This window comes from Flaviflexus equikiangi (assembly GCF_014069875.1).
Classification (GTDB): Bacteria; Actinomycetota; Actinomycetes; order Actinomycetales; family Actinomycetaceae; genus Flaviflexus; species Flaviflexus equikiangi.
The window spans coordinates 1,497,113-1,511,404 of record NZ_CP059676.1; the positions used below are offsets into that span (position 1 = coordinate 1,497,113).

10 protein-coding genes are annotated in these 14,292 nt (G+C 62.6%); 3 read left to right on the forward strand and 7 right to left on the reverse strand.

Features of this window, described 5'->3' with window-relative positions; genetic code table 11:
• Positions 1-37: 37 nt before the first annotated feature.
• From smpB to prfB, 5 genes are all read right to left on the reverse strand, one after another.
• A complete protein-coding gene (smpB, locus tag H2O75_RS07065) occupies positions 38-553 on the reverse strand; it encodes an SsrA-binding protein SmpB (protein WP_182175047.1) in 516 nt (171 codons plus the stop codon).
• Between the two features lie 65 nt (positions 554-618).
• Complete coding sequence (locus H2O75_RS07070; protein WP_182170141.1) at positions 619-2,019, reverse strand: peptidoglycan DD-metalloendopeptidase family protein; 1,401 nt, start codon at positions 2,017-2,019, stop codon at positions 619-621.
• 3 nt (positions 2,020-2,022) lie between these two features.
• Positions 2,023-2,940 (reverse strand): permease-like cell division protein FtsX, encoded by a 918-nt coding sequence (ftsX, locus tag H2O75_RS07075; protein ID WP_182170144.1) that lies wholly within the window; start codon positions 2,938-2,940, stop codon positions 2,023-2,025.
• Positions 2,937-3,632 (reverse strand): cell division ATP-binding protein FtsE, encoded by a 696-nt coding sequence (gene ftsE, locus H2O75_RS07080; RefSeq protein WP_182170147.1) that lies wholly within the window; start codon positions 3,630-3,632, stop codon positions 2,937-2,939. Before ftsE ends, ftsX begins: the two co-directional genes overlap by 4 nt.
• A 79-nt stretch (positions 3,633-3,711) precedes the next feature.
• Positions 3,712-4,845: a peptide chain release factor 2 gene (gene prfB, locus H2O75_RS07085; protein WP_182170150.1), complete on the reverse strand. Its 1,134-nt coding sequence runs from the start codon at positions 4,843-4,845 to the stop codon at positions 3,712-3,714.
• Between the two features lie 94 nt (positions 4,846-4,939).
• Here prfB and H2O75_RS07090 point away from each other — a divergent pair, with 94 nt between their 5' ends.
• Positions 4,940-5,923: a phosphotransferase gene (locus tag H2O75_RS07090; protein ID WP_182170153.1), complete on the forward strand. Its 984-nt coding sequence runs from the start codon at positions 4,940-4,942 to the stop codon at positions 5,921-5,923.
• Here the strand turns inward: H2O75_RS07090 and H2O75_RS07095 are convergent.
• Together H2O75_RS07095 and H2O75_RS07100 are read right to left on the reverse strand one after the other, a co-directional pair.
• Complete coding sequence (locus H2O75_RS07095; RefSeq protein WP_182170157.1) at positions 5,920-9,201, reverse strand: ATP-dependent helicase; 3,282 nt, start codon at positions 9,199-9,201, stop codon at positions 5,920-5,922. The two genes, H2O75_RS07090 and H2O75_RS07095, sit on opposite strands and share 4 nt — an antisense overlap.
• The gene (locus H2O75_RS07100) at positions 9,198-12,332 is read right to left on the reverse strand and encodes a UrvD/REP family ATP-dependent DNA helicase (RefSeq protein ID WP_182170160.1); all 3,135 of its coding nucleotides are present in this window, start codon (positions 12,330-12,332) and stop codon (positions 9,198-9,200) included. The genes H2O75_RS07095 and H2O75_RS07100 overlap by 4 nt, the downstream gene beginning before the upstream one ends.
• Between H2O75_RS07100 and H2O75_RS07105 the strand changes: the two genes are divergently transcribed.
• A complete protein-coding gene (locus tag H2O75_RS07105; RefSeq protein ID WP_182170163.1) occupies positions 12,331-12,555 on the forward strand; it encodes a DUF3107 domain-containing protein in 225 nt (74 codons plus the stop codon). The two genes, H2O75_RS07100 and H2O75_RS07105, sit on opposite strands and share 2 nt — an antisense overlap.
• Positions 12,556-12,721: 166 nt before the next feature.
• Positions 12,722-14,248: a DEAD/DEAH box helicase gene (locus H2O75_RS07110; RefSeq protein ID WP_182170166.1), complete on the forward strand. Its 1,527-nt coding sequence runs from the start codon at positions 12,722-12,724 to the stop codon at positions 14,246-14,248.
• The last annotated feature ends 44 nt before the right edge of the window (positions 14,249-14,292 follow it).

Here is a 14,292-nt window from a genome sequence, read left to right on the forward strand (position 1 = left end):
GACAACTACTATAACCGATGATGGGCGGCTTTTATTCCTAGCGGCCTTTTCGGAAGTCCGACATCGCGCGACGGGCCTCGCGATCGTCCTGCTTGCGACGCAGGGTTTCCCGCTTATCCCACTCCTGCTTGCCCCGGGCGAGAGCGATCTCGACCTTGACACGACCCTTGGTGAAATACAGCTCGAGGGGAACGATCGTATGTCCCTTCTCCCGCGACTTCTGGGACAGCCTGAGGATCTGGTCCCCGTGCAGCAGGAGCTTCCGTTTCCTCGTAGGCGCATGGTTCGTCCACGTACCCGCAACATAGACGGGAATCGTGGCGTTCTGAAGCCACGCTTCGCCGCGCCTATCGATCTCGATCCAGGCTTCCGTGAGAGAAGCCCTTCCCATTCTCAGCGATTTCACCTCGGTGCCCGTCAAGACGAGGCCTGCCTCGTACGTCTCATCGATGAAGTACTCGTGGCGGGCCTTCTTGTTCCGCGCGATGATCTGCTTCGCGTCGGTAAGATCCTTCTTCTTTCGCGCCTGGGATTCGGCGCCTGCTTTGGCCATCATTCCTCCTCAGACACTGGCGAACACACTATTGTAGCGTAACCGCAAGCTGTTGCTCGTGGCCGCTAGTTGCGGCGGGTGAAGCCGGCCTGCGACATCGGGTCGATAACCGACCCGTCCTTCCAGATCTCGAAGTGGACGTGGCAGCCCGTGACCTGGCCGGTCTGACCCGTGTAGCCGATGACCTGGCCCTGGGACACGCTCTGGCCCGGCGACACTGCGAACCCTCCGAGATGGTTGTAGACCGAGACATAGGACGAGCCGTTGATGATGCCGTGGTTGACGAAGACCTGGTTGCCGTGGGTTCCGTTGCCTGCGGCGGGCCGCGTCGCGGTGACGACACCCGCCGCGGTCGCGACCTGGCCTTCGCCGCAGACGGACCGCAGGTCGACTCCGTTGTGCATCCAGTACCCGCCCGTGATCGGATACCACCTCATCCCGAACGGTGAGGTGACATAGACCGGGGCCGGCACTGGAGGCACAAAGGTGGTTCCGGAGGAGGATGGCGGTGACGGTGCTGTCGTGGGCGCATTCGGCGATGGAGCGGGCGCAACGTTCTGCCGCGCCTCTTCCTCGGCTTGAGCACGGCGGTCGTCTTCCGCCTGCTCCCGAGCCAGGCGGGCCGCCTCTTCTGCGCGCCGAGCGTTCTCCGCATCGATCTCTGCGATGCGGGAGGCAGTCGATTCTTGGGCGGCCTCGACATTCGCCATCGATGCCTGGAAGTCTGCACGTCGGTCTTCCAACTCGGCCGCGTACTGGACCTCGTCCTCTTCGAGGCTGGCGAGCGTCGCTGTGCGTGCTTGCGCGTCAGCTTCCTTGGCTTCGAGATCGGCGACGATCGCATCGGCCTCGCGCTGGAGGTCCGCGATATCCTCCTCGACCGCGACCTGGCGGACAAGCCTGTTCTCGTTCATCGCGACCTGTGTCTGGGCTTCCCTGATGAGGGCGGATTCGGTGCGAGCAATCGAATTCGTTGCGGCGAAAACCCCGAGAAAATCGTCTGTGGAGCTGGTCGTGAACCACATGTCGACCTGGCTGCCGACCGTATCGCCACGGTAGGCGGAACGTGCCAGCTCGTTGAGCGAGACTTGGGTGTCCTGCGAGAGTTCGCTGTCGATCCGGATCTCGTCTTCGATCGTGTCGAGTTCGGCGCGCGCAGCATCGAGCTGCCCAGCGATCCGCTGCTGCTCACGTTGGGCCGCCGACAACTCGGACTGGGCGCGAGCCAGTTCGTTCTGGGCAATCGGGATCTCGTTGCGGATCTGCTCGAGGTTGAGATAGGCGGCCTGAAGGTCGACGTCCACTCCTTCGAGGGACGACTGGAGCTCCTCGAGTTTCAGTTCGTTTGTCTGTTGCTGCTCGAGGAGGCGCTCTTTCTCGTCGTCGTCATCGGCGAAAGCCGCCGATCCGGACAGAACGAGAAGAAAGACGCTGGTCGCGGCAGCGATGGCAACACGTAAACTCATCGATCAGACCTTTGTGTAGCGGCGCAGGGCGATATAGGAGGCGAGAGCTGTCACGACAAGCGCTCCACCGACGAGCCAGGGTGCCAGGTTGATGACGTCGCCGGAGTCGATGAGCTTGACGAAGCGGACTGTTTCCTCGGAGGCCGGGTTGTCGAGGAAGTAGCGGACGGCACCGTAGAGGGTACCAACCGAGAGCAGCGAACCCAGGAGTGCGGCGAAGACACCTTCGAGGACGAATGGCGTCTGGATGATGCCGTTCGACGCGCCCACCATCCTCATGATGCCGGTGTCCTTCTGACGGAACATGGCCGACAGTCTCACCATGGTGACGATAAGGAGGAGTGCCGTGAGGATCATGGTGCCCGCGAGAACGGCCGCGATAACGGTGGCGCCGTTCAGGACGGAGAAGATCGATTCGAGTTGTTCCCGCTGGTCGATGACATACTCGACGCCGGGTTGCCCGCGCAGCTCATCGGCGACGATCTGGAACTCTTCCGGGTTGACGAGCTTGACGCGGAACGACACCTGCATACCATCCTCGTCGATTGCGTCAACCCAGGTCGTGCCCTCCATGATTTCGCGGAAGTTCTCGAGAGCGTCGGCCTTCGATTCGATATAGACCTCGTCGACATAGGGCGCCATCGTGTCAGAATTGAGGAACGCCTCGACGGCATCGATCTGGTCTTGGGTTGCCTCGCCGCCCGCGCACTGCGCGGTCGTCGGATTGAGGGGACACATGAATGCTGTGACTTCGACCTTGTCGTACCACTCGTTCTTCATGTTCCCGACCTGCGTCTGGAGAAGTGATGCTGCGCCGAGGAACATGAGTGACACAAAGGTGACGAGAGCGAGCGATGCGACGACGACGCGGTTGGACCGAATGCCCTTGAACGTCTGAGAGAGGATAAAGCCGATTCTCATGCCTGCCCTCCCCTGCCGTAGATGCCGCGCTCCTGGTCGGAGATGATGATGCCGTTGTCGAGCGTGACGACGCGCTTGCGCATCTCGTTGACAATGTCGTAGGCGTGCGTCGCCATCACCACGGTCGTGCCCTTGCGGTTGATCCGATCGAGGAGCGACATGATGCCGCCGGCCGTCTTGCGGTCAAGGTTTCCCGTCGGCTCGTCAGCCAGCAACAGTTTGGGTCGATTCACCATCGCCCGGGCAATGGCCACGCGCTGTAGCTCCCCGCCGGAGAGCTCGTTCATCTTTCGCTTCTCTTTCCCTTCGAGGCCCACCATCTCGAGGGCCTCCGGGACGGCTGACTTGATGTGGTGTCGAGGGCGGCCGATCACCTGCATGGCCAGCGCCACATTGTCGAACACATTCTTATCTTCGAGGAGGCGGAAGTCCTGGAACACGCGGCCCACCTGCCGTCGCAGCTTCGGGGTGCGCCGCGGTGAGAGCTCCGCGAGATTCTTCCCCAGAACATGGATCGTGCCGGAGGTTGCCTGCTCCTCGAGCAGACACAGCCGGAGGAGCGTCGATTTGCCGGAACCGGATGGTCCGACGAGGAAGACGAACTCTCCGCGTTGGATGTCCAGGCTCACGTCATCGAGCGCCGGGTGGGCGCCCTTCTGGTAAATCTTCGTCACGTTCTGAAAAGTAATCATGCGTCGCCATATCCGAGGGACAAGAATCAGACTTCAAGCTACCGTAAGGACTCTCGCCCGCAGCGAGGCACGCCGTTACCTATTCGTCATCTTCTGAGTGTTGGCCGACCCGCCAGCGAATGCCAGCATCGATGAACTCGTCGATCTCGCCGTCGAAAACGTTGTCGGGATTGCCCGACTCGTAGCCGGTGCGGAGATCCTTGACCATCTGGTAGGGGTGGGTCACATAGGACCTCATCTGGTCACCCCACGACGCCTTCACATCGCCCGCAAGTGCCTTCTTCTCGGCGGCTTCCTCCTCCTGACGGAGGACGAGCAGGCGCGCCTGGAGGACGCGCAGCGCGGCTGCGCGGTTCTGGATCTGCGATTTCTCGTTCTGCATGGAGACGACGATCCCGGTGGGGAGGTGCGTCATGCGAACAGCGGAGTCGGTCGTGTTGACTGACTGCCCGCCGGGGCCAGATGACCGGAAGACGTCCACCTTGATATCGGCTTCGGGGATGTCGATGTGGTCGGTGTGCTCCGTCACGGGGATCACTTCGACTGCCGCGAAAGACGTTTGGCGTCGGCCCTGATTATCGAAGGGCGAAATGCGGACGAGCCGGTGGGTGCCCGCCTCGACCGACAGTGTGCCGTACGCGTAGGGAGCGTTGATCTCGAGCGTTGCGGACTTGATGCCGGCCTCTTCCGCGTAGGACGTGTCGAGGATCTTGACGGGATAACCATGTCGCTCCGCCCACCTGGAGTACATGCGGAGGAGCATTTCGGCGAAGTCTGCGGCATCGACGCCACCGGCTCCAGCCCTGATGGTGATCACGGCCTCGCGGGAATCGTACTCGCCCGACAGGAGGGTCTTGATCTCAAGGTCGTCGAGGTCCTTGTGGATCTTCTTGAGGTCACGATCGACCTCTGCATACAGCTCAGCACCGCTTGCCTCGTCGACGAGGGCTTCCTCTTCCGCCATCTCCACCATCGTCGAGAGATCCTCGATGCGCGCCCCCATCGCTTCCAGACGGTTGAGCTCCGCCTGGGCGTGGGAAAGCTTGGATGTGACGGACTGTGCCTTGTCCTGGTCATCCCACAGGTCAGGTGCGGAGGATTGCTCGGTGAGTTCGGCGATCCTGGCTCTCAGCCCATCAGGGTTCGTGACGAGCCGGATCTGCTCGTACGTCGAGCGCAGGTCAGCGATTTCGGAGGAATAGTCAGTAGCCACGTCCTCCAGGCTACGGCAAAATGCTCGTGTCGGCGTAGCCACACTCACGGAGTGTGATCTGGCAGGTACTCACGCTTTCGCATAAGTTGATCATGTGACCCACACTGCCCTATACCTCGCGGCCATTGCCGTCTCCGCACTGGAGGATGTCGAGATCGTTGCGACACGCCCCCCGTTCGAGACCACTCCCGACTTTCTCACCGGGGGCGTTCTCGATTCCCAGGGGCGCCATTGGGTCGTGAAGTATCCTCGCCACCAGCTGGCAGGCACGTCGCTCGAAGCGGAGGCTTCCCTCGCGGACGGCCTTATCTCCGCAGTCGACCAGGGCAGGCTTCCCTTCGACGTCGTCCGACCCAAAGCATTCACGACCGTCAAGGACGGCGGGCGAGCAATGGTCTTCCGCGAACCGTACGGGAAGAGCATGGCTCTCGACACGCTGACGAAAGCGGGAGCACAGTCCATTGGCCGCGCCCTTGGCTCCCTCCACGAACTCGATCCGCAGGTGTATGTCGCGGGAGGGGTACCTGTCTATGACTCGGAGGGTCTGCGCCGCCGCCTCCAGACAGAGCTCGAAGATGTTGCCCTGACGAGGATGGCCCCGAGCAGTCTCCTGGGCCGCTGGGATGAGTGGATTGCCGACGATTCGTTGTGGCAGATCAAGACGGTCCCTGTCCATGGGGACATGGATGAGGACAATGTCCTCTGGGCAAACGGCCAGGTCAGCGCAATCACGTCCTTCGGGGATGCCCACGTCGGTGACCCGGCGGAGGACTTCGTCTGGCTGTCGAACTCGCTCGACGACGACCTGTTCGACGTCGTGACAGAGTCCTATGCGATGACACGCGGCCAAGGCGGAGACGCACACCTCCTCGAACGGGTCCTCCTCCATTCAGAGTTCGCCCTCGCGCGGTGGCTGCTCCACGGAACCCGGATCAGCTCTGACGAGATCATTGCGGATGCTCGGGCGATGCTCATCGAACTCGACGAGACAATCGCCGCGGACCCCGATGATTTCACGGGACCCCGATGGCAGATGGATGTGACGGAGACGGTGCGCTCCGCCACATCCCCCGACTAAACCGTCAACACCTCCTCCAGGAGCGCGGCGACGCGCGCCTCAAGCTCGGCCACTTCCATAGAGGGAACATCGTGGATGCGTTTCGCGGGATCCTTCTCGCCGAGATAAGCGAACGAGGCTCGAATATGCGACGGATCTGTACCCGTCACCTTCGACCATGCGTAGCGGTAGAGATGGAGCTGCAGTTCTCGCGCCTCGAGATCTTTATCGCCAGGCCGGCGGCCGGTCTTCCAGTCGACAATCCGAACCCGCTTCTCGCCCGACGCCGGGTCGATGCCGTCCTCGAAGACGGCATCGATGGTGCCGCGAAGCGGCATGCCCGCAATGGTGACGTCGACAGGTGACTCGATCGCGACCGGACGCACGCCGTCCCGCACGAAGTCGAGACCCTCGAACGCTTCGATCAGTGGCACGACGGCGGGATCAGTGAGATCCAGCCCTAGAACCTGTTCGACATCTCCCGATACGTCGAGCAGATCGCCCGCGCGAGGAGCCGAATACTGGAGTGCGATGTACTCGTGGACCTGCTGGCCGAGCCGGGCTGCCAATGCCGGCTCTGTCGGGATCGGGCGACGCAGATTCTTCCGGTATTCCGACGCGTCGTTCGCCATGGCGACGACTCCGTTTGCCGTCACGTGTCCGATCTCGAGCGTATTCGCCTCCTCGACATTCAACAGGGCTATGAGATCGGCGAGAGAGTCGCGCAGCCAAGCCGACCGTTCCTGTGCTGCCCGTGTTGCGTCGTCGATCGTCAGCGGCTGCGCCGCTGCGACGCGATCGGCCGCGTTCCTCATCGCCGGAGTTGCACCTCGGTTCGCATCGGCCAGCCAATGAGCACTGACCACAGCTTCCTCGTCTTGGCCGTGGACCTCGGGGAACTGCGTGAGGCTGACGCCCCGCACCGGAACCTCAAGCTTGTCGAGGAGCCGAGAAGGTCCCTTCGTCACCTCTTTGCCCTGACGGAAACCTTCGACCTCCTTTGCTCCGCGAGCTGCGTCCAGATACCAGTAGCCAGCGAGAAGCAGTCGGGAACGCGGCCTCGTCATGGCAACATACGCGAGCCGGCGGACTTCGCGGTTCTCGTGATCGGCCATCTCCTCCAAGTCCCATGTGTTGAAGGACGTCTTGAGGTCTTCCTTGTCGAGGGCGGCCTTCCACCGCCACTCGGGAAGGGATGCGGCGTCGGCGCGCAGCCACAGGGGGATCTTGCCGGCTACGGCGATCCAGGGGTCTCGTGGCACTGACGTCAGCAGGTCGAATCCTCCCCTTCGCATGTCGGGGATGGCGACGTAGTCCCATTCAAGGCCTTTCGCGCCATGGATCGTCATGATCGTCACGCTGTGCGGGTCCTCGAGTTCGTCATCTGTCACGTCTCCGGACTGGAGCGCAAGATCAGCGAGCGGCATGTCCCCACCGTCGGAACCGCGTTCGTACTCTTCGACCATGTCGAGCCAGGTGAGGAAGGCTTCGATCGTCGCTCCCTCGACAGCATCCGAATACCCCGCAGCCATGCGCTGCAAGATCGAGAGGCTGGCGCGGCCGATACCGCCGCGAACCGACCGCGATGCAACCTCTGTCTCGAGGCCTGTGATGCGGATGGCGAGACCGATGAGGTCTTCTAGCCGCGAATAGCGTGCGTCAGTCAACACTTTGATCCACGCAGCCAGCGTCGCTATCCGCGTCCGTCCCGTCGGCGAGAGGTTCGCGCGGTCCGCGCGGGCGAGCACTTCAACGATACTGATGTCGCTGCCGAGCTCTCGGGACGTCGAGCGACGCAATGTGTTGAGCGCCTCGATGTCGGCTGGTGCGATGTTGAGATAGGCGACAGGCCGGAGAAGCTCGTCGCCTCGTGCCGGATTGACCACTGCCCGCAGCAGGCCCCGCACTGTTCTCACCTCGGGTTGTGTGATGGCGGACTGGTTGCCGTGCTCGATGAAAGGGATATCGAGAGCCGCGAGAGCATCCGCCATGGGCTTGAAGGACTGCCGAGCTCTGCACAGGACGGCGATCGAGGGTCCCCTCCCGCCGTTCTCGGCGGCGTGGTCAGCACGGAATCGTGCGATGTCCTCGGCGATCGTGCGATACGAGTCCTCTTTGAGCACGTCGAAGGAGATATCGACCTGTCCACCGCTTTTCGTGAAGGCTTCGAGCGGTGGGACAGTGAGACCGATGGCCTTGGAATGGTCACGGAGCGGTTCCGCGACAGCGTTGGCCACGGCAAGGATTTCGCCCTTGTTCCGGAATGCCATTGACAGTGAATACTCCGCTACCGGCTTGTCTGGGCGTCGGAAGTTCGTTTTGAAAGCCGTGAGAGCATCCGCAGAAGCGCCCCGCCATCCGTAGATCGCCTGGTTCGGGTCTCCAACCGCGGTGACATCCTGGCCGCGGAAGAGCTCCGCAAGGAAGCGGGCCTGGTTGACTGAGGTGTCTTGGTATTCGTCGAGGAGAACAAGACGATGCTGACGCCTGAACTCGTCGATGAGCTGGGGACGCGCCAAGAGCACGCGGTGCGCAACCGACACCTGATCGGCGAACTCGGTCAGCCTGTTGACCCGCTTGTACTCAAGGTAGGCGTCGACCATATCGAGCACCATGAGCCGCGTCTCGTGGACGTCAATGTGTTTGAAGAGCCGCCCTGCAGCGTTCTTCTTCAGATCGCGGTAGTGAAGACTCTCGAGATGATCGTCGAACTCTGCCATCGCTTCGCGCACCTGATCTGTCGTCAGCTGATTGTCGAGGATCTCAGCAGACAGGGAGAGTACCTGTTTCACCAGCGTCGACAGCGCACCGTTGACCTGTGTCTGTGGGCCGTTCCATGCTCGTACAAGATCGTTGACGATCTGGAATCGTTCCGCGTCGGTGATGAGGCGCGATGATGGATCGACCCCGACGAGGAGCCCATGTTCGCTCGCGATCGAGGAGGCAAAAGAGTTGTAGGTTGACACGCGTGGCCGGGAGAGGATCGCGGTCTCCTCATCCAAGGCTGTGGTTCCCAAGCGGGCTGCTTTCCGAAGCATGGCGGCAATGCGGAAGCTCAACTCGTTGGCGGCCTTCTTCGTGAACGTCAACCCGAGAGCCTCGCCTGGTGCAACGTGGCCTGCGGCCACGTGATAGACGACGCGCAGCGCCATCGTCTTCGTCTTTCCAGCCCCTGCACCGGCGATGACAAGTGCAGGCTCACCACCTCCCATAATGACTTTGAGCTGGTCCGGCGTGGGCGCGAAGCCGTCGAGCTGCTTGAGGAATGCGGATGCTCCGTCTGGCGTGTCGAGGTTCATGAGAACAACGCTCCTTCTTCGTAGAGTGGGCACACAGTCTTCACCCGGCATTTTTGGCAATTCTTGTTGGCTCGTGCCTCGAGGTCGTGGCCGCTGAGGTCGTCCTTGACCTGCCGGAGGAGGCTAGCCACGGCCTCCCTGTCCGCGTCCGTCAGCGGACCCTGTTCCCTGATGGTCGGGCCGCCTTTCGCCAGAGCCTTCCCTGTGTATACGAGCCGCGCACCAGCCGTCGGAAGGCCCGACGACCTCTCGTAGGCCCATTGATAAACTTTGAGCTGCGGATTAGCCTCTGCATCGGCCTTCGACGCAATGCTTGATCCCGTCTTGAAGTCGACGATGATGGGGCCTTCCGCGCCGTGCTCGATCCTGTCGATGCGGCCGCTGACGGTGAATGCGTCAGTTTCCACGAGAACCTTCTGCTCCACATCGGCCGGCGGGCTCGCTGACAGGTAGGTTGCGAGAGTCTCCACCATCGCAAGAGCCTTCTGCCGTGCCATGACACGCTCCAGCCCCTCCTCCATCGTCTCCGCAAGTGCCGGCCAACGCTCCTCGAATGCGGCCATGAGCTCATCGCGTCTGCCCTGCGGAAAGTCCTCCGCGAGACCGTGGATGAGATTTCCGACATCGAGGTGCCGAGTGTCGTCCGTGTCGCTGAAACCGCGCGAGTCCACGAACCACTTGAGAGGGCACTGCAATACATTTTCGGCGGCCGAGGGAGAGAGGCGCAGATTCGAGCTCCACGACGCATCGGTACTGGGCGGGAGGATCGGAACCCACGTGTCTGGGTCGACGCCCGTAATTTTCTGGCCAGTCCATGTGGGAAGCGAGGCAAGGAGCGTGGCCGCCGCGTCCTGGTCCTCTTCGTTCACACCCAGTTCCGGGTCAGACAGGACGGAGCGCAGCCTTCCCACGACTCCGGGCACCGACATGGAGAGCTCGCTCGATTCGACTCTCTCGATCTGCTGCTCTGGCACCATGAGATCGATGAAGCGAGAGTGTGAGGTCTCTTCGGAATCGACCGAAGTGACGACAACCGCGCGCGTTGCCCTCCCGAGTGCCGACACGAACATGCGCAGCTCGTCGTCGAGCACGGACCTGATGCCCGACACTCCATCCGTCAGCCTGTCGAGATAGAGCTCTGCAAGTTTCCCCGCACCGAACAGACCATCTCTCATTCTCAGGTTCGGCCACACATCATCGTTGGTATCGGCAATGATGACGAGCTCAAACTCCTGTCCCACTGCCATCGCCGGGGTCAGCAGGTGGACGCCATGCTCCATCCCCATCCGCGCGATCGAGTCTTCCGCGATCTCCTGAGCATCGAGTTCGTGGACAAGTTCCATGGAGGACGTGCGACCATCTCGGTCCACCATCCGCTGAGCAACCCGGAACATACGCATCACCGCGTCGAGCATGGCGTTGGCCGCCCGGCCTGCCGGCCCTCCCGCCAGGGCAAGGTCGCGCCACTCCTCGGCCCGGCCCGCTGCCTGCCACGCCGTCCACAACACGGCCTCCGCATTATCGCCCCTCGCGACAGCCTCTGCCGTCTTCGACAGGATCCGTGACAGGGCGCGCAGGGGGGCGGCCCATGCCTGCGCAGGGCAGTCGGAGAGGAGTGCACGAACCGGATGGTCAGCTTCATGATCGACGGACCATTGGGTCATGCGCCGCCTAACGTCCCTCATCTGGACCGGTTCGAGCCCGACGAGTGGAGATGCGAGAACGGAGAGGAGCACACCGTCGTCGAGCTCATACCCATGTGCTTCGCGCAGCACGTCCATGAGCGCTCGAACGACCGGATAGAAACGCAGCGGTCGATCGCGTGCCGCCGGACGCACGTGGACGCAGGCCTCGACAAGAACGCGTTCCACATCCGTGTGGGCGCTGCGCGATCGGGTGATAATGGCGACGTCATCGTAGGGCAGGCCACGTCTCACGTGTTCGTGGCGAATGATCCTCGCGATCCCGGAAAGCTGCTGGTCCGAGGACGGGAATGACCTGACGACAAGGCTATCGGCCACCTCACCGGGCTCAGGACGCCGATGGGAACCGAGTCCAGCCACACCGATACGCGAGGTCAGAATGTCTTGCGCCTTCGCCAGGTTCTCACCGCCGCGATGCCGCTCGCTGAGCGTCGCAACCTGCGCCCGGAGCCCCAGGCCGGGGCGGTCTCCCCGCGCTAGTCCTGGGAGATGTGCGATACCGCCGCGAAAACCTTCGACAGCGGTATCGGGATCTGCCGTCAGGATGAGATTCGTTCCCGAATCGTGCACGGCTGTGAGCAGACCGGCCGCCGCCAGGGTCGCATTCTGGTAGTCGTCGACGAGGATCCAATCCCAGCGCGGCATCTCCCCATTCCATGACTCCGGGGTTCTCAGCAGCCGGGCCGCCTGATGGACGAGCCGGGCATGGTCGAAACGATCGGCTCCGCCTCCGCCCGGCGCGGTCGCATCCTCGAGCGCAAGAGAGCTCTCGTACAGGCCTAGCAGGCGACCCGCGGCCACCCACATGCCTTCCTGCATCTCCTCCCCCAAAAGCTGCAATTCGGGCCCGTGCAGGCCGAGCTCAGCGGCGCGCGTCATCAAGTCTCGAAGCTCTGCGCGGAAACCTGGCAGTTCCACCACCTCTGACGTGATCTCGTCCGGCCATCCCACCGTGTCGCCGAGTTCCATGAGGAGCTCGGAGATGATCGCATCCTGCGTTGGGCCGGTGATGAGTTCCGGGGTCTGCCGCTCACGGTCCGCGGCGTAGGCCTGAAGGATCGTAAACGCCCAGGCCTGCACCGTCCGGACTGCCACATTCTGCGGTAGCTGGCCGAACTCGACGGTCAGACGTGTCCGAAGCATGTCGGCAGCACGCCTGCCGGCCGCCAGGACGACAAGAGACTCCCCCGCCGCCATGAGGCGCGTCGCGGCCTCTTGCAGCACCGTTGTCTTGCCCGTGCCGGAGGCCCCTGCGATGACTGTTGCCGATGAGGTGAGCGCGAGCTCCAATGCGCGACGCTGCGACTCGTCCAAGGAGATGTCCATGCCGACACGATACGTGAGAGCAATGGCGAAAACTCCCAGCTTTTCGGCTGGTGACGAATCGACACCAGCCTTCGTGCCGGAGTTTCGTACCATGGTGGTCATGGAACTTCATATCGGTATTCAGAACATTGCCCGCGAACTCACCTACGACGTCGACAAGACACCGGATGAGATCGAGCAGGCACTCGCCTCCGCGATCGCCGACAACGGGATCTTCTCCGTCGAGGACACGAAGGGGCGCCGCGCATTCATTCCCGTCACGACCCTGGCATATGTTTCGCTCGGCGAAGATGAGCCGCGTCGCGTCGGTTTTGGTCACGCGTAACACACATGCCGCTAGTCCAGCACGCGTGGACTAGAATGGTCGACGAAGGTTGACCGGTCGTGCCGTTGACATCATCAATTCCTGCCGGATCCCCGGCACAGCTTCTCTACGATCGGCTACCAGCGCATGAAAGCGCTCTCCAATCGTTCAAAAGCAAAGGTTTCGCATGACTTCAACCAGTGGAAAAATTGATACCGGCCAGGCGGCCGTCCCCGCGCTCAATGAGCCCGCGGCCGACATCGACGCGTCTGTCGATGAGCTTGATCTTGAGCAGAAGTCCTTCGCGGACTTCGGTGTCAGCCAGCCGATCGTCGATGCGCTGAACGCGAAGGGCATCACCTATCCGTTCCCGATTCAGGCCCTGACACTCCCGATCGCGCTCACGCGTCAGGACATCATCGGCCAGGCCAAGACCGGCACCGGCAAGACTCTCGGCTTCGGAATCCCCATGATCGAAGCGGTCGTGGGCCCGAAGGACGAGGGATTCGACGCCCTTGCCAAGCCCGGGGCACCTCAGGCGCTCGCCATCGCCCCGACGCGCGAGCTTGCCGTCCAGGTTGCGGGCGACCTTGTCGCCGCTGCCGCGAATCGCAACATCCGCATTGTCGAGGTGTACGGCGGACGGGCCTATGAGCCCCAGGTTGATGCTCTCAAGCGCGGCGCCGAGATCGTCGTCGGCACGCCGGGACGCCTCATCGACCTTCTCAAGCAGAAGGTCCTCGACCTTTCCCAGGTCAAGACACTCGTCTTGGACGAGGCGGATGAGATGCTGGATCTCGGCTTCCTCGAGGATGTGGAGACGATCATGTCCGCGACTCCTCCAACCAGGCACACGATGCTGTTCTCGGCTACGATGCCGGGCGCCGTCGTGGCCATGGCACGGAGATTCATGTCCCGCCCCACGCATATTCGTGCACAGGATCCGACGGATGATCATCAGACTGTGAAGGAGACGACTCAGGTCGTCTACCGGGCCCACCAGCTCAACAAGATCGAGGTCCTTGCCCGCATTCTCCAGGCGAAGGATCGCGATCTCGCGATCGTGTTCACGCGGACCAAGCGTCAGGCGGCTCGGGTTGCCGAGGAACTGGAGGAGCGCGGATTCGCGACGGGCTCCCTGCACGGCGATCTCGGCCAGGGAGCCCGTGAACGCGCCCTGCGGGCCTTCCGCTCAGGCAAGGTTGATGTTCTCGTCGCAACCGATGTGGCGGCACGCGGCATCGACGTCGACAACGTCACGCACGTCATCAACTACCAGTGCCCCGAAGATGACAAGACCTACGTCCACAGGATCGGCCGCACGGGCCGCGCCGGGCACAAGGGAACCGCGGTCACCTTCGTCGACTGGGAGGACACTCCCCGCTGGTCCGTCATCAACAATGCCCTGAACCTCGGCAGCCCCGAACCCGTGGAGACCTACCACACGTCGGAGCACCTCTTCGCCGATCTCGATATCGATCCGAAGGTGACCGGACGTCTGCCGCGAGCGCAGCGCACGCGTGCGGGACTCGAGGCGGAAGAAGTTGAGGACCTGGGTGAGACGGGCGGGAAGAACTCGCGCCGCGGGACCGGCCGTGGCGGCAGCGGCCGCGGCGGAAATAGTCGCGACCGCCACGAGTCCAATGCGGCTCCCGCACGCCGTCAGCGTCAACGCCGCCGCACCAAGAACGGCGAACAGCAAGACAAGAGCTAGAAGGTGAAGTGTGGAGGGGACGGATCAATGATCCGTCCCCTCCA

Coding starts and splice junctions, on each gene's coding strand:
- smpB (WP_182175047.1), bottom strand. CDS start 553: ATGGCCAAAGCAGGCGCCGAATCCCAGGCGCGAAAGAAGAAGGATCTT.
- H2O75_RS07070 (WP_182170141.1), bottom strand. CDS start 2,019: ATGAGTTTACGTGTTGCCATCGCTGCCGCGACCAGCGTCTTTCTTCTC.
- ftsX (WP_182170144.1), bottom strand. CDS start 2,940: ATGAGAATCGGCTTTATCCTCTCTCAGACGTTCAAGGGCATTCGGTCC.
- ftsE (WP_182170147.1), bottom strand. CDS start 3,632: ATGATTACTTTTCAGAACGTGACGAAGATTTACCAGAAGGGCGCCCAC.
- H2O75_RS07095 (WP_182170157.1), bottom strand. CDS start 9,201: ATGAACCTCGACACGCCAGACGGAGCATCCGCATTCCTCAAGCAGCTC.
- H2O75_RS07105 (WP_182170163.1), top strand. CDS start 12,331: ATGGAACTTCATATCGGTATTCAGAACATTGCCCGCGAACTCACCTAC.
- H2O75_RS07100 (WP_182170160.1), bottom strand. CDS start 12,332: ATGACCACCATGGTACGAAACTCCGGCACGAAGGCTGGTGTCGATTCG.
- H2O75_RS07110 (WP_182170166.1), top strand. CDS start 12,722: ATGACTTCAACCAGTGGAAAAATTGATACCGGCCAGGCGGCCGTCCCC.